The sequence below is a fragment of the Pseudomonas sp. NPDC087346 genome (assembly GCF_044744235.1).
Classification (GTDB): domain Bacteria; phylum Pseudomonadota; class Gammaproteobacteria; order Pseudomonadales; family Pseudomonadaceae; genus Aquipseudomonas.
In genome coordinates, this window is record NZ_JBIUXX010000088.1 from 1 (window position 1) to 15,650 (window position 15,650).

The following is a 15,650-nucleotide window of genomic DNA, read 5'->3' on the forward strand; positions in this document are numbered from 1 at the left end:
CCGCACTCACAGCCCAAACCGATAATCCCGCTCCACTCGACACACCCGCGTATGGTGCGGGTTTATGTGAGCAAGCTTGAAGTGCCGGAGATTGTCGCGGTGCGCAGTCTGGTGCGGGGTTGAGGTTTTATAGTGACTGTTCGGGCGCCATCGCCAGCAGGCTGGCTCCCACATTGGAACTGTGTGAACTCAACATTTGAGGTTCACTGAAGACCTTGTGAGAGCCAGCCTGCTGGCTCCCACATTGGATCTGTGTGAACTCAACATTGAGGTTCACTGAAGACTTTGTGGGAGCCAGCCTGCTGGCGATGAGGCCAGTCATTTCGCCACCGCACTCACAGCCCAAACCGATAATCCCGCTCCACCCGACACACCCGCGTATGAAACGCCGAATACCATTCCGACCGCCCCCGCGCCTGTATCACCCGATGCTCGGGGTGTTGCCGCCACGCCAGAATCGCTGCCTCACTGTCCCAGTACGACACCGTGATCCCGACCCCATCCGCGCCACGAATCGAGTCAATCCCGAGAAACCCCGGCTGCTCGCTGACCAGTTCCATCATCCGCTCGGACGCCTCGGCATAGCCGTTGTCACCCTCGGTGCGGGTCGAGGTGAAAATCACCGCGTAACACTCTTTGCCCGCTGTCATTGACGATGCTCCGCACAGGCTTCGATAAACGCACGCACCAGCGGCGGCACTTGTCCTTTGAGCGCGGCGCGTTCCGGCTGGAACAGCGTTGCGACGAAAAACCGGTGATCTTTCAATTCAATCGCCCGCAGATCACCTGCCGAATCGTGACCGGTGGCCTGTAGGTGTTGAGTCAGCAAGTCGCGTTCGAACTGCGGATTCACACCGTAGCGGCAGCGATAGCCTTCACGAATCTCGGACGTTTCGTACGCCTTGGCGATCAACGAACCGGGCAGCAGATGAATGCTGTCCACGGCTTCCACCAGCGAACAGCTTAATGGCGTGAGCAGTGCCCGTTCGGAGTCAGGCGAGGTCTCGCCATGTTGCGCATCGGCCCATCCCAGTACGTTGCGGGAAAACTCCAGCAACGCATGCTGAAAACCGCCGCAGGTGCCGAGGAAAGGTCGCTGTTGCTCGCGGGCAAAACTGATCGCCCGCAGTGCGCCTTCCTCACTTTTGTAAGGGCTGGCCGGCACGCACCAGATGCCGTCGAAGCGCTCCAGCGCGGTGTCGGCGTGAATCTGATCGGTGGGCAACCATTCGAATTTCACGGTGAGGCCGGTGTGTTCGGCCACCAGACCGAGGGCGACAGGAATCGCCTGGTGCGCGGTAACTTGCGGGTCGTAGTCGCCGATCAGGGCGATGGAAACAGCGTCCATGGGATTTCCTTTTTGTGTGCGATGACTTCTTTGTGGCGAGGGGATTTATCCCCGTTGGGTTGCGGAGCAGCCCCCAAAAAGCCACGACTGCTGCGCAGCCGAACGGGGATAAATCCCCTCACCACAAAAATAGCGGGTTATCAGAGTCAGGATTGTTTGCTGACGGTGCTCACTATAGATTGGCGTTCACGCACTCAATATTGGCGTTATCCCAATTGATCAATGCAGCCGCGCACTATCGACTCGACTACCCGGATCTGGCGCTGATCCTCGCACTGGTGCGTGGCGGCTCTCTGGCCCGCGCCTCGCAGCTGTTGAAGGTCGATGTGTCGACGGTGTTCCGCGCCGTGCGCCGACTCGAAGCCGCACTCGGTCAGCAACTGTTCGAAAAGAGCCGCGCCGGTTACCTGCCGACCACCCTCGCACAAACATTGGCCGAACAGGCTGAACGCGCGGAACAGGCACTGGAAGCGGCGCGAATCGGTGTCGAGCAGGGCGGGGAAGTGATCAGCGGCACAGTGCGACTGACCTGCACCGATTCAGTGTTGCAAGGCTTGTTGCTGCCGGCGCTGGCGCAGTTCATGCCGTCTTACCCGGCACTGACCATCGAACTCAGCACCTCCAACGATTTCGCCAACCTCAGCCGACGCGATGCCGACATTGCCCTGCGCCTGACACGCACACCGCCGGAGCATCTGGTCGGACGGCAATTGGCGAAGATTTCCTACCGGGTCTGCGCCAGTGCCCGTTACCTGCAAAACGTCGATGCCACGGATCTGGCTTCCTTGACCTGGATCGCCCCGGACGATTTTCTGCCGGATCATCCGACCATCGCCTGGCGCCGCCAGCACTTGCCCGGCGTCACCCCGGGTTATCGCTGCAACAGCATGTTGTCGGTGACGGAACTGGTGCGGGCCGGGCTGGGCGTGGCAGCGTTGCCGGATTTTCTGATCACTGATGGCCTGCAAGCCCTGAGCGAACCGTTGCACGGTTACGACACCGCGCTGTGGTTGCTGACCCGCCCGGACTGCCGGGCGTTACGCTCGGTGGTCACGCTGTTCGATGAACTCGGGCGGGCATTGCGCTTGCCATGATCAGCGCTGCGGGTTCTGACTCATGTGCTGGTGCATCTCGCTGGTGAGGTTCTCGATGCGTTCGGTCAGGTTCTTGGTCATTTCGGTGAGGCGGGTGTTCTGTTCCAGCAGCTCGAGCAATTGCGCCGTGTTCTTCTCGGCCTGAGCCTGACGCTCGGTGTTGGCGATTGCGATGGCCTCACGGTGTTGCGCGTCGGCATCCGATTGCGCCTTGTCGCGGGCGGCCTGACGGGTTTGCGCCAGCAGAATCAACGGCGCGGCGTAGGCCGATTGCAGACTGAACGCCAGGTTGAGAAGGATGAACGGGTAAACGTCGAACGTAGTCACGCCAAACACGTTGAGGCAAACCCACAACACCACGATCAGGGTTTGCGCACCGAGAAACGTCGGCGTGCCGAAGAATCGCGCAAACGCTTCGGCGCGCAGGGCGAACGTGTCGTTGCCGAAGGTGGTTGCCAGGTGGGCATGGGGGCGATGAAAACGCAGATGATCGACGGGAGCGGTGGCAGGGGTTTCAGTTTTTTCTGTGGTCATGATCTGCTCGGCAGGGCTTGGGACTGAAGGTCACTATAGCCCTGCTTTGCACCGCTCTCAGCCCGGCGAGCGTTCATTGGCAAACATACTCACGGCCTGTTCCGCTTCGCTGGCACCGTCGCGGATCTGCAGAATGACCGTGCCTGCCTGATTCGCCAATTCGACGCCCTCGGCCGCGCGGTCACGGGTGCCGTCCATGCTCTTGATCGCCTGGCGCGTTTCGCTCTGGATCAGCCCGATCATGCTGGAAATCTCCGCCGTCGAACCGCTGGTTCGTGCCGCCAGTTGCCGCACCTCATCTGCCACCACGGCAAATCCGCGACCTTGCTCGCCGGCACGTGCGGCTTCAATCGCGGCATTGAGCGCCAGTAGATTGGTCTGGTCGGCAATCGCGCGGATGGTATTGACGATGGCCGTGATCTGCTCGGAGCGCTCGCCCAGTTGTGCGATCAGCGTGGAGGACTGCGCAATGTCATCGGCGATCTCGCGCATCTCGCTGGCGGCTTGTTGAATCACTTGCGTGCCTTGTTCGGCGACTTTTCGGGTCGCGACCGAGATGTGATAAGCCGCGCTGGCGCTGCGTGCGTCCTGCTCGTGTTGCTGGACTCGGGCGGTGACGTCCGAGGCGAACTTGACCACTTTGCACAAACGGCCAGCGGCGTCGTAGACCGGGTTGTAATTGGCCTCCAGCCACACGGTCTGCCCACGTTTATCAACGCGTTCGAATTGACCGTGGAAGAACTCGCCCTGATTCAACCGACGCCAGAAATCCTGATAGGTGCTGCTGTTGGCCAGTTGTGGTGTGCAGAACATCCGGTGATGTTTGCCCTTGAGCTCGGCGAAGGTGTAACCCATGCGTGTCAGAAAATTCTGATTGGCCGAAAGAATACTGCCGTCGAGGTTGAACTCGATCACCGCCATCGCCCGATCGATCGCCTGCAACTTGGCATTGGCTTCGCTTTCCTGTTGCACCTTGGCGGTGACATTCATGGCGTACTTCACCACCTTGACCACGCGTCCCGAAGCGTCCTTGATCGGGTTGTAACTGGCTTCGAGCCAGATTGGCTGACCCTGACTGTCGACGCGCTCGAACGTGCCGGACTGCAACTGACCGTTTTTCAGGCGTGACCACAACTCCGTGTATTGAGCGCTGCGGCCAAACTCGGGCGTGCAGAAACGTCGATGGGGCTGGCCGATCACTTGTTCGGAGGTGTAACCGGTGGTCTTCAGAAAGTTTTCATTGGCGCGTAACACCACGCCATCGAGATCGAATTCGATGACGGCCATGGAGCGTTCAATCGCATCAAGCAGGCCGGATTGTTCGGTGAGGGTGCGCTGGAGATCGTCGATAGCGGACTTGTGGCGATTGAAAAACATGCTGGCGGTACTCTGGAAACAGGAAGGATCGAGGATTCAGTCCTTATTCCCACGCCGGCACGCCGAAAGCCCTGGCGGCATTCGGCGTTGACTGCTCAATGCCAGCGTTCCTTGACTGACAGCCGGATACTTATACAAAACTTCATAAAGTTGTACAAGAATGTGTTTTGTATGATTTTTGTATAGGTTTTAAGCGCTGGAGTGATTGGCGTCGTTTGCCTGCGGGCGGGGCAGCGCCACGCTGATAGTGTTGCGGCCCGTGTGTTTGGCGGTGTAAAGCGCCTTGTCGGCGTCGTCCAGCCAGTCGAGTGCGTCCTTGTACAAGGGTTGAAAGCGTGCCAGACCAATGCTCAGGCTGACCCGCAATTGCGGCACATCGGGATGACGGTATTGCAGCAGGGCCGCGCGTAGCTGCTCCATCAAGGCTTCGGCTTTATTCAGCGGCAGATTCGGCAGAATCACGCAGAACTCATCACCGCCATAACGCCCGGCCAGTTCGCTTTCATCGAGCAGGAATTTCAACTCGCGACTTAACTGGCGCAACACCGCGTCGCCGACGATATGCCCGTAGCTGTCGTTGATGATCTTGAAGTGATCGATATCGATCAGCGCCAGTGTCGCCTGAGTGTGGTACTGGCGACACTGCTGGTATTTCAAATGCAGCAAATCTTTCCAGGCGCCGTGGTTGAGCAGGCCGGTGAGGCTGTCGGTACGACTGAGGGCGCTCAACGCGCGTTTGTGCTGGGACAGTTTGATCGCCAGCCGGTAACAGACCATGCCCAGCGCCAAGGGATACAGGGTCAGCATCGGCAGGCAGGCCCAGACCTGAGCCTGGGTCATCGTCAGATTGAGGTTAAATCCGAAAATCGTACAACCGAGCAACATGCCGCCGAGTTGGGCGAGGGCGCCAAGCAGCGACAGACGTTGCCCGCCGGCAGCAACGTTGTTCATGGTCATCATCGACAGAATGGTCACGGTAGTCAGCGGATTGAACTGCACACACGCAGCCCAGAAACCGCCAAGCAACGAGTCATACAACAAGTTGCGGCGTTCGGCCTGATAGGGAAAAGCAGATCGGATCGAGATCTGATAGGCCAGATGCGGCCAGACAAAACCATTGAACAGCAACAGTGCCCAAAGCCATGACGGTGTATTCAATGAATACAGCGCTGCACCGACACTGAAAAAGCCGAAGCCGAGACCGATGACTCTCGGCACATAAATACGTCTGGCGAATGACAAGCCCTTGCCGCGTTGGTTTTCCATGATCTTCTGCGCCAGATCCAATCTGAAACACTTTGTCGTGTTTTTTCAGACTTACCGGTCATCGGTAATTTGCCGGACATTGTCATTTATTCCAACGGGAATAATCAGTGTCCTTCTGAGCCATTTAATCGTGGGCAGGTGCTGGAAAGCGGCTATTCAGAGCTCGTAGCAAGCCAGAAACATGTCGAGCGCCGATTCCGCCACAGTGTTTTGCGTAGCGGCGTCGAGCGGTGTTCGGCCCATGGAAATCTGCGGCCAGAAGCCGAACGACTTCAGCAGCCCTTGCATCTGGTGTGCGGCGAACTCCGGGTCCACGGCTTTCAATCGACCGTCAGCCTGGGCGGCGCGAATCCATACGGTCAGACCTTCTTCACGTTCACCCATGCGCGCCACCATGTTCTGCGCACGCTCCGGGGAATGGATGGTGGCGGCAATCGCCACTCGTGCAAGCCCGAGGAAGTTGTCATCCGCCATCATTTGCAGTTTCGCCAACAGCATCTGCCGCAACTGGTCGCGCAGTGGCTGATCGGCGCTGTAGGTGACGGTCAGTTCCTCACTGATTCGTGTCCACAACTGGCCAAGAATCTCGGCGAACAACTCTTCTTTACTGGGGAAGTGGTTGTACACCGTGCGCTTCGACACACCGGCGGTGGCCGCGATCTTGTCCATGCTGGTGACCTCGAATCCGTTGGCACGGAATTCGGCAATCGCCGCCAGGATGATGGCTTCGCGTTTGCGGTCAGTGAGTCGCTGTGGAGCTGTCATAAATACGCTTCGGTAGGAAAAGGTCGAAATTACACTTGGTAGTTTACTTGTCATCAGCTTTGATGCAACCTACGAAACTACACCGACCAGTGTAATGTTGCGTTAATCCTCGCAACCTAAAAAACAGAAAGTTCGGCTGATGCGTGCGTGCCTTGGCCATTTATCGTCCAACCGTGGAAAACCGTGAATTGCGCGGTTTTTCTGGAGTCATTCAGTCATGGCCAAGTCAATTTCCCCTGCGGATAACGTCTCAATGAACGCTGCGTCCACGCCTGAAGCCTCTCGACAGGATCAAGGACTGTTCCGCAATCACGCGCCAGTACAGCGTGAAGGCGTACGCAAAATGCTGCGCATCATGTGGAACATGATCTTCCACAAACCGCGTAACACCCGGCCGGCTGCGCCAATCCCGGTGCAGGCTCTGACACTCGCTGATCTGATGGCAGCGCCGAACCACAGTGTTTACCGTCTCGGCCACTCGACGCTGCTGTTGAAAATGCAGGGCAAATTCTGGATCACCGACCCGGTGTTCGCCGAGCGCGCCTCGCCGGTGCAATGGGCCGGCCCGAAACGCTTTCACCAGCCGCCGATCAGCATCGACGAACTGCCGCCGATTGAAGCGGTGATCCTGTCGCACAACCATTACGACCACCTCGATTACCAGGCGGTACTCAAACTGGCCGACAAAACCAACATCTTCCTGACGCCACTGGGCGTTGGCGACACCCTGATCAAATGGGGCATCGACGCCAGCAAGGTGCGCCAGTTCGACTGGTGGCAAGGCACCGAAGTCGCCGGCATTCGCTTCGTCGCCACCCCGTCGCAACACTTCTCGGGGCGCGGTCTGTTCGACGGCAACAGCAGCCTCTGGGCCTCGTGGGTGATGATCGACGGCGACACCCGGATCTTCTTCAGCGGCGACAGCGGCTACTTCGACGGCTTCAAACGCATCGGCGAACAGTACGGCCCCTTCGACCTGACCTTGATGGAAACCGGCGCCTACAACGTCGAATGGCCGCATGTGCACATGCAACCCGAAGAAACCCTGCAAGCCCACATCGACCTCAAGGGCCGCTGGCTGTTCCCAATCCACAACGGCACCTTCGACCTGGCGATGCACGCCTGGCACGAACCGTTTGACCGCATCCTCGCACTGGCGTGGGAGCGCAGCGTTTCGATCACCACGCCGCAGATGGGGGAGGTGTTTAACCTGGCGCAGCCGCAACGCGGGAGTGCGTGGTGGTTGGGGGTTGAAGGGGAGCGGGAGGCGGTGGTGCAGAACGCCTGATTTGTTGAACTCGGTTCGCTCTTAAAGGAGCGAACCGTTTTTTCGGCATTTATTCAGACAGTTTGTTCAGATACCCAGCAATCACGCTGACCGGTATGTCGCGGAATCTTCCATGGAGGATTTCCTCCAGACTCTGCAGATTTAAGCCAAGCCTCTGTGCTAGATCAGCCTTGCTCACATGGCCTGATTCGATTACCGCGGCCAATTTCATTACGTACTCGGACTTACTCAGCATGTCGCCTGCATCGTCCAGGTCCAGATCCTGATAAACGTGTCCTTCGCTTTGTTCTATCTCATTCAAGTTCTGCATCCTTATTCAGCCATCGCATAATCCCCACGCCCCACAGATTCTGGCGCCGCTCCCTGCACACTCGAACTACGGCCCGGCGCAAACCCGGGAAAGAACACCAGCCCCTGCGCTTCAAACCGGTATGCAATCGCCAGACGCGCTGCATCCGCTACGTCTTGCTGCGTTTCAAACCGGTGAATGTCTTCCACAGAAACCCCGGCTTCTCGCGACAGTTGATCCACGCTCCAGCCCAGCATTGCTCGTGCCTGAGCGCAATGTGTCGGGGTGAACTGGAAAAGGGCGATACGTTCGAGGATGTGGTTCATCGCAAGAGAGGCCATGGTGTGCTCCGGGCTCAAGAGTGCTGATTGAAAATGTACTGTGTTTTTGTACAGTTGTTTTCGGCCGGGATCAAACGCATTTTTTGATTTGCCCTAATTCGCCGCCTCCAACCAGACGGACGGTGCCTGACCGAGGATGCGCCGGAACATCGTCGAGAACGCTGCCGGGCTTTCATAACCAAAGTCCACGGCGATTCGCGTCACCGGCTCACCCGCCGCCAAGCGGGCGAGGGCGAGCACCACGCAGGCGCGCTGCCGCCACTGGCTGAAGCTCATTCCGGTCTGATGGCGAAACAATCGGTTGAAGGTGCGCAAGCTTACGTGCAACTGATCCGCCCACTGTTGCGGTGTTTGATGCACGTTCGGCTGATGCAGAAAACTCTGACACAGCGCGAGCAACTTTCCTTCAGTCGGCAGCGGAATATGCAGCGGCAGCGGAGCGCTGCGGACGAGTTCGTGCAGCAGCAGTTCGATCAGTGCGGCGTCACGACCGGCCAGGTCATACGTCAGCGGGATCTCCACTGCTTCCATCAACAAGTGCCGCATCAATGGCGACACACTGATGACCTGACAACGATTCCCCAAATCCACCGCATCCGGCTCGATGTACAGACTGCGAGTGCTGACCCCAAGCATCAGCACTTCATGCGCCACCCCTGGTGGAATCCACACCGCTCGCTGCGGCGGCACTACCCAGTTGCCGTCATGCGTGCTGACCTGCATTACACCGGTCGCGCCGTAGAGCAATTGCGCCCGACGATGCGTATGACGCGGTAACCGATGGCCGTGGGAATAATCCGTCCCGATCGCCACCACTGGGCGCGGCGTGTCATCCAGCAGATTGATCGAAACATTGCGCATTGAGCGGTTCCCGGCAATTGGCGTAAACGCAAACATTATTGGCCAACTTGCTGAAGCAGGCCAAGTCGCGCTGCTCCATCGTCGAGCCATTCCAATCAACGGACGACGCGCCATGTTCTACCTGTTACTGACCCTCTTCGGCTGCCTCACCGGCGTCACCGCCGTGCTCTTCGGCTTCGGCGGCGGCTTCGTCGTCGTGCCGCTGCTCTACCGCATGCTCAGCGCCAGCCATGGCGTAGACGACCCGGTCGGCCAATCCGCCATGCACATCGCCGTCGCCACCTCGACCTGCGTAATGATCGTCAACGCCCTCATCGCCACCGACAAACACCGTCGCGCCGGTAACCTTATCCGCCACTACCTGTGGCCACTCGGCGGATTCATCGGCCTGGGCGCGATGATTGGCGCAATAGCGGCGGTGTGGGTCAGCGGCGAAGTCATCCGCTACGCCTTCATTGCCTACCTCGGCGTGACTATTGTCGACTGCGTGCTCAGGCGCGGATTTCTCACCCAGAACGCAGACGTCATCCCACGCCGACTTGGCAGCACGGAAACTTCCGCAGGCGGTGTAGGCATCGGCGCCATCGCGACGTTTCTCGGTGTAGGAGGCAGCGTCATGACCGTGCCGCTGTTGCGCCGTTGTGGCTTGAGCATGTCGCAAGCGACGTCCATGGCCAACCCGCTGAGCGTGCCGGTGGCGTTGGCTGGAACGCTCACGTACATGGCGCTGGCCGGGTTCAGTCAGGCTGATTTGGGCGCTTGGTTTGTCGGGTACGTGGATTTGCTGGCGTTTGCACTGCTGACGTTGGGTTCGTTGTTGGGGATCAGATTGGCCACGCCGTGGATCGGGCGGATTCCGGATCGGGTGCATGCGCGGGTGTACATTGGGCTGTTGCTGATGGTGATGATCAGCATGTGCTTGAGTTGAAGGCGACAGCGCTCGATTCCACCACGTAACCTCGACATAATCCGCAACGCTTTCCACCGGGCAAACGCCCTGTCACTCAAGGATGAAATGATGTATTGCGGATTGTTACGAATCTCCGCCATTTTGCTGCTCGTCGGTTCGCTTCTCTCGACCCGGGCATGGGCCGACGACGACAAGCAGGTGTACACCGGCACCCTGGGCAAAGCCGCGATCGTTGTGGAAATCGACACCCGCTACAACCAGGGCCGTTACTTCTACAAAAAGTACCGCACAGACCTGGCGCTGGACATCAGCAAAGAAGGCGACGCACTGGTGATGGTCGAAGGCGCGGTAATGGATGGCGATTCGCGCCCGACGCTGCGCCTGCAGCCGAAACTCAACGGCTGGAGCGGCGAGTGGAGCAACCCGGCGGGGAAAGTCCTGAAGGTCGAATTGCAGCCCGCCACGCTTCCCGATGTTCCTGCCGGTACCTTGCCGTATCTCGCCAACCTGCATGACAAATTCCCCTACGAGTACTTGCGGCTGCAAGGTCTGCGACTGGTAAAAGGCAAAACCGATAACTTCATGGGCTACACGCTGCAATGGTGGCGCGAGGAGCAATCGCAGGTCTCGCTGTTTGAAGTCGTGTCGGGTTATTCGCCGCCAGCGCGGGAACGGATCAATCAAGAGTTGATGGCGCGTTTGTGGGGATATGTGGCGGGATACTACGGTTGCCCGGGTGGTTATTCGCAATCCAGCCAGCCGCTGTGGATGACGCCGACAGTGATGAGCATGCGCACCACCAACGAGTTTTACTGTCAGGGCGCCGCGCACCCAAATGAAGATGTTCAATCGTTCAACTTCGACACCCAAACAGGCAAGTTGCTGACCCTTGAGGATGTTGTGTGGGTGGGGCAGGGCAAGCCACTTCACTTTGTGGCGGGGTATGAAGGCGCGTCGGACAAGGCCTCAAAGGAATACTACAACTATCGCTCCACAGAATTTGCGCCCTGGCTGGTCACGCAGTTGTTAAAACTTCATCGCAAAGAAATGACCGTCATTGGCGAAGGCGAAAACGACTGCGGGTATGACGAGCCGCAACACTGGCAATTCCCATCGTGGTACTTCGGCGCAAAAGGCATCACCTTCACGCCGTCGTATCCACATGCCGCCGCCGTATGCGGATACGTCGAGTGGGGCGTGCTGCCCTATGACCTGGTCAAACAGCATCCCGGCGGCGTTGGATTGCAACTGCCCTGAGTCGAAGTGCAAACAGAACCTCGATTCCTGACCCCAACCCCGCCATAATCGCCGCGAATTTATCCACGCCGGCCCTCAAATGCCGGCGCGGCCTCCGCCTCTTTCAAGGAACGATCAATGCTCAAGGGACTGATGCGCCTGGCAACCTGCGCTGCTGTGCTGTTCTCGCTGACTCCAAGTGTCCACGCCGATGATGGCCGACGCGTGTTCACCGGCACGTTGGGCAAAATGCCGATCGTCGTAGAGCTCAATACCACGCAGCAGGACGAAGTAACCGGTCGTTACTTCTACGAAAAATACCATCGTGATTTGCCGCTCAGTGGCGCGTTGCAGAACAGCACGCTGACCTTGACCGAGGGCAATAATCGCTATGGTGACGACAAGCCGCTGTCAACTTTGAAACTGGAAGAAACCGGCAACGGCTGGCAGGGCGAGTGGCAAAGTCCGAAGGGCAAGAAACTGCCGGTGAAGCTCACCGAGGCCAAACTTCCCGCGCCCACCTCAGCAACTTTGCCGTTCATTGCCGCACTGCCCAATGGCGAGCCTTACGAGTATCTGCGCCTGCTGGGACTCAAGCTGAAACCGGCGAAGAAAGAAAACTTCATGGGCTACGACCTGCAATGGTGGACGGAGCCTGAGACAAAAATTTCGCTGTTCAGCGTGGAGTCCGGATTGTCGAAAGATGATCAGCAACGGGTTAACCAGCAGTTGCTCGGGCGCCTCTGGAATGAAGTCATCAGCTATCACGGCTGCCAATTACAGGGCGGGGAGAACGTGGAGTTCATGCAGCAGGCAGAACCGAAAATGATCTCGCCTGCCGTGGTCAGCCTGAACATCTCGACCAGCTATTACTGCGGCGGCGCGCATCCTGATTTTGGCGATTCACCCCTCAACATTGATGTGAAAACCGGCCACCCATTGTCACTCGAAGATGTCTTTTGGGTAGGTAAGGGCACGCCGATTTTGCATGCCGAGCGCGACAGCCCTGGCGACAAACCTCTGAGCGAGGCCGAAAGCGACGCGCGTTATCAGTATGAAAGCAAAGAGTTGGTGCCTTGGGTGATCAAGCAATTCACCGCTCTGTACCCCACAGAAATGAAGAAACCGACGGGAGATGACGACTGCAACTTCCAGGATGAGAGCATCTGGGGCACTTCACCTTGGTACTTCACCGAGAAGGGCTTGTACCTCGGCGCCTACTTCGCTCGCGTACAACGCTCCTGCGATAGCCCCGACTGGTCGATCCTGCCGTACTCAGTCGTCAAACAACACCCCGGCGCCGTCAAACTGCAACTGCCCCAGGGCTAACCATCACACCAGACCCGGCGCTTCACGAATAATGAAGTGATCCAGGTTCTCGATATCGGCATTGAAGACCTCGAAAGGCTTTTCGGGGTTCTTCTTGCCCGGCACCTGCTTCAACTCCGGCGTCACGCCATAGAAGAAACAGAACAACTCCTTATCGCTGTCGATCGCGTGCTTGATCTCCTCCAGAAACGCCTTGCGCTTGCGGTAGTTGTCGATCAGTTTTTTGTTCAGATAGACGCTGACCGGGTAGGGCTTCTTCTTGCTGTCTTCCGGTTTTTTGAACCAGACCTTGTCTTCGAAATCGATACGGAAACTGGCGCTGTGGAAGTCCTCGATCTTCTTGATCCGGCCCCAGTAAATCAGCCCCTTGTTGTCCGTCAGATATTCAATCTTCTTGAAGAACGAACTGTACGGCGCCGTGTGCTCGCCAATCTTCAAAGGCACACGCTTGAGCAACTCCTTGTCGGCGAAGTTCGAAACAAAACACTCCACCGGATGCGCAAACACGCTGGTCTTGTCCGGCGCCGTCTCACGGCTCGGCGACTCTTTCGCACTTGCCGCGTTAACCGGCTGCACATCATCACGCAACACATCAGCCGCCCCGGCCGGAGCCGCAGGCTTGCGCACATACTCACGCCGAGTCAGCAACAACTCCGACGGAAAATGCTCCTCCCGCCCGTCATCCGCCTCACCATCCTCCAACTCAAGCCCCGACGCCGACGTCTTCAAACTCACATACGGACAACCCGCGACATGCTGGGTACTCGGCAGATTCTTGAAGTGCGGAGTGCGCACGTAATTCACATTCTTGGCGTTGAACGTACCCAACTCGTTTGCCGCATCGAACGCCGAACGACAGGCATCGTTGGGACACTGGAAGTGCTCCTTGGCGGAATCGAACGCCACCGTCTCATCGAAATTGAGATCGCGAACATCATAGATCGACAACTTTTCGTCGAGGCTGAGGCAGTAGGCGAGATCGAATTTCATGGCAGGGCTCGGGTCCTTGAGTGGGGGAGGGGTATTAATAGCGGGAGGTGAAGCGGGATGCACTGATTGTTTTCAGGATGATGCAAAACCTGTGGGAGCCAGCCTGCTGGCGATTCTCGGCTCAATACCCACACCGCCATTGCAGACCATGCCTCACCCTGTGGCGAGGGAGCTTGCTCCCGCTGGGCTGCGAAGCGGCCCCAAACCAGAAAATGCGGTCACTTGGAAGGACACAGTTACTCTTCTTCTAGTCGTCCCACGGTGTCATAAAGCCAAGCAGTGAATTCGGCTTTGTCACTCGAATGGTGACAACGCTGATGACAGTTCGGACACAGCGCCACAACATTAGAAGGTGTGTCAGATCCATCTTGCGACAGATGTTTAACGTGATGCACCTCCAGAAACGGTTTGCCATCCTTTTCAAACGGAGCAGGGTTGCCACAGCCCTCGCACTTACCGTTTGCTTGTTGACGAACCCAGCCTTTCAACTCAGGGTCGCGAAAGTAAGTCTTTCTTGTGGACTCGATCTGTACTGGATTCTTAATCCCTTTTGGAACGTACAGGAAAGGCTGTCGCTCAAATTTGGCTGCTCGTTGCTCCAATAGAGCTTCGTCCGCTGTAGGAGTAGAGTCCTCAGGTGTCAAAACGATAGACGCATCGAGGGCCTTGCGGATGCTGCGCGCTACTTTTGTGCCAACATTTTTGGCCGGTTTGTACCCTTGAATGCGATCTCTACCTAGCTCGACCAATACGGTAGAAATGTTCTGCATCCGAAACTCGACAGAACCCTTTGTCCGTCCGGATAGCGGGCCCTCGCGCAGGATCTGATTTTCCTCAGTTTTGACGAATTTCTCACCGTTTTTCTCGCGTGACAGCATCTTGAGATAGGCATCGACCGCCGCCTGAATCTCTACGTCAGTCCAGTCGCTATTACTTTTTTCCGTGTCCATACAATCGCCGAGGGTTGAAAACCCTCGGACGATACTGAGTGGCCATCACAACTGTCTACGAAATTCCTACAGAAAATAGCGACGGATCTTTCGAGATCCTACAGCTACATTGCTAACCCATCGAATGCTTCGAAGGCTGAAAAGCCTGAACTACTCTCCTCCACAAGGGCTTAGTCACCGGAGCCCGACGTTGGGACTGATCGTTCAATAGGTAAGGCATCTCTCGTAGCCTAATCCAGCCTTCATCCTGCCAATGCAGTAGGGTCAACGACATTTCCGGCCAATCCAACCAACTCAACAACAGCCGATCTGAGTGTTCTAAATGCTTCGTATCGCGCAAGCTTGGTACTACCTTATTGGTCAGTTACGTAACAGGCAATTACCTGGGACATAGTGATACACCAACAACGCATACACGCAGGGTTCACTGAGCATTACCTGCTTCTGGTTTCAGAAATACTCAATCCACAAAACTCGGCGCTGATTGTTATCTGTCAGCTGTTCGGTTATCTGTATAACCTGGCGTTGTTCGCTTATGTTGACCTTGATCTATCCTATACGTGACGGTCGTAATAGAGGGTGATTCAAATCCTAAAGAAACTTGACGAACAAATGATTTTCGAGTGCCTGTTAAAAACAGAAAAGTGGCGTCCACTTTGTCTTAGGTGGACACCGTTCTCTGGCTCATTGGGTGCTTGGCTTAGCTCACGAGCAGGCTCATGTAAGTGGGCCACTCACCGCTAGGACACATTTGCGCCACTTTATATTTCTCCAGCATTTGTAGCGCTTGGCTCTCGTGGTTAGCGCGGAAGTCAAACCCCATCTGGTCGCGATACGGCATTCTACCTCGCCAGTATCCCATTCCTTGATCAAGGAAAACTTTGCTGCGCTTACCCGATACCCAATCTACTGTTATCACTCTCGCGTGTTGAAGCTCCCGGCTTCGTTCTTTGATTTCAATTTCAGGCGAGATGGAGGTATGCGTCCGGCCAAGTCATCTACCCAACCCCGCAATGCGCGGACATGGTGTGCACTTAAATTTAAGTGGGCACCAGTTCTAGCCTTTTAAGCG

Annotated in this window: 16 protein-coding genes and 1 pseudogene; 5 read left to right on the top strand and 12 right to left on the bottom strand. The window is 57.1% G+C overall.

Features of this window, described 5'->3' with window-relative positions:
- Positions 1-335: 335 nt before the first annotated feature.
- Together ACIOZM_RS29180 and ACIOZM_RS29185 are read right to left on the bottom strand one after the other, a co-directional pair.
- Positions 336-650, bottom strand: a complete 315-nt coding sequence (locus tag ACIOZM_RS29180; RefSeq protein WP_401220516.1) for an antibiotic biosynthesis monooxygenase family protein — start codon at positions 648-650, stop codon at positions 336-338.
- Positions 647-1,348 (bottom strand): CTP synthase, encoded by a 702-nt coding sequence (locus tag ACIOZM_RS29185; protein ID WP_401220518.1) that lies wholly within the window; start codon positions 1,346-1,348, stop codon positions 647-649. Before ACIOZM_RS29185 ends, ACIOZM_RS29180 begins: the two co-directional genes overlap by 4 nt.
- 152 nt (positions 1,349-1,500) lie before the next feature.
- Between ACIOZM_RS29185 and ACIOZM_RS29190 the strand changes: the two genes are divergently transcribed.
- The gene (locus ACIOZM_RS29190) at positions 1,501-2,442 is read left to right on the top strand and encodes a LysR family transcriptional regulator (protein ID WP_401220521.1); all 942 of its coding nucleotides are present in this window, start codon (positions 1,501-1,503) and stop codon (positions 2,440-2,442) included.
- Here ACIOZM_RS29190 and ACIOZM_RS29195 read toward each other — a convergent pair whose 3' ends face one another.
- The 4 genes from ACIOZM_RS29195 to ACIOZM_RS29210 form a co-directional block, all read right to left on the bottom strand.
- Positions 2,443-2,976, bottom strand: coding sequence for a DUF1003 domain-containing protein (locus ACIOZM_RS29195; protein ID WP_401220523.1), 534 nt, complete (start codon positions 2,974-2,976; stop codon positions 2,443-2,445).
- Positions 2,977-3,033: 57 nt separating this feature from the next.
- Complete coding sequence (locus tag ACIOZM_RS29200; protein WP_401220525.1) at positions 3,034-4,353, bottom strand: methyl-accepting chemotaxis protein; 1,320 nt, start codon at positions 4,351-4,353, stop codon at positions 3,034-3,036.
- A 189-nt stretch (positions 4,354-4,542) separates the two neighbouring features.
- Complete coding sequence (locus ACIOZM_RS29205) at positions 4,543-5,619, bottom strand: diguanylate cyclase (protein WP_401220528.1); 1,077 nt, start codon at positions 5,617-5,619, stop codon at positions 4,543-4,545.
- A gap of 156 nt (positions 5,620-5,775) precedes the next feature.
- Complete coding sequence (locus ACIOZM_RS29210; protein WP_401220530.1) at positions 5,776-6,384, bottom strand: TetR/AcrR family transcriptional regulator; 609 nt, start codon at positions 6,382-6,384, stop codon at positions 5,776-5,778.
- Positions 6,385-6,601: 217 nt separating this feature from the next.
- Here ACIOZM_RS29210 and ACIOZM_RS29215 point away from each other — a divergent pair, with 217 nt between their 5' ends.
- Positions 6,602-7,672, top strand: a complete 1,071-nt coding sequence (locus tag ACIOZM_RS29215) for an MBL fold metallo-hydrolase (RefSeq protein WP_401220533.1) — start codon at positions 6,602-6,604, stop codon at positions 7,670-7,672.
- Positions 7,673-7,721: 49 nt separating this feature from the next.
- Here ACIOZM_RS29215 and ACIOZM_RS29220 read toward each other — a convergent pair whose 3' ends face one another.
- The 3 genes from ACIOZM_RS29220 to ACIOZM_RS29230 form a co-directional block, all read right to left on the bottom strand.
- On the bottom strand, positions 7,722-7,973 hold the full coding sequence (locus tag ACIOZM_RS29220; protein ID WP_401220535.1) for an XRE family transcriptional regulator: 252 nt from the start codon (positions 7,971-7,973) through the stop codon (positions 7,722-7,724).
- Between the two features lie 11 nt (positions 7,974-7,984).
- Positions 7,985-8,302, bottom strand: coding sequence for an XRE family transcriptional regulator (locus ACIOZM_RS29225; protein ID WP_401220538.1), 318 nt, complete (start codon positions 8,300-8,302; stop codon positions 7,985-7,987).
- 93 nt (positions 8,303-8,395) lie between these two features.
- Entirely contained in the window at positions 8,396-9,163 is a 768-nt protein-coding gene (locus ACIOZM_RS29230; RefSeq protein WP_401220541.1) for an AraC family transcriptional regulator, read from the bottom strand.
- 112 nt (positions 9,164-9,275) lie between these two features.
- Between ACIOZM_RS29230 and ACIOZM_RS29235 the strand changes: the two genes are divergently transcribed.
- The 3 genes from ACIOZM_RS29235 (at position 9,276) to ACIOZM_RS29245 (ending at position 12,638) form a co-directional block, all read left to right on the top strand.
- Positions 9,276-10,091: a sulfite exporter TauE/SafE family protein gene (locus ACIOZM_RS29235; protein ID WP_401220544.1), complete on the top strand. Its 816-nt coding sequence runs from the start codon at positions 9,276-9,278 to the stop codon at positions 10,089-10,091.
- Between the two features lie 90 nt (positions 10,092-10,181).
- A complete protein-coding gene (locus ACIOZM_RS29240; protein WP_401220546.1) occupies positions 10,182-11,330 on the top strand; it encodes a hypothetical protein in 1,149 nt (382 codons plus the stop codon).
- Positions 11,331-11,447: 117 nt separating this feature from the next.
- Positions 11,448-12,638, top strand: a complete 1,191-nt coding sequence (locus tag ACIOZM_RS29245) for a hypothetical protein (RefSeq protein ID WP_401220549.1) — start codon at positions 11,448-11,450, stop codon at positions 12,636-12,638.
- A gap of 3 nt (positions 12,639-12,641) precedes the next feature.
- Here ACIOZM_RS29245 and ACIOZM_RS29250 read toward each other — a convergent pair whose 3' ends face one another.
- From ACIOZM_RS29250 to ACIOZM_RS29260, 3 genes and pseudogenes are all read right to left on the bottom strand, one after another.
- Positions 12,642-13,628: a hypothetical protein gene (locus ACIOZM_RS29250; RefSeq protein ID WP_401220551.1), complete on the bottom strand. Its 987-nt coding sequence runs from the start codon at positions 13,626-13,628 to the stop codon at positions 12,642-12,644.
- A gap of 236 nt (positions 13,629-13,864) precedes the next feature.
- Complete coding sequence (locus ACIOZM_RS29255) at positions 13,865-14,578, bottom strand: HNH endonuclease (protein WP_401220554.1); 714 nt, start codon at positions 14,576-14,578, stop codon at positions 13,865-13,867.
- 112 nt (positions 14,579-14,690) lie between these two features.
- A pseudogene (locus ACIOZM_RS29260) lies at positions 14,691-15,070 on the bottom strand (phage antirepressor protein); the annotation flags it as partial.
- Positions 15,071-15,650 lie beyond the last annotated feature (580 nt).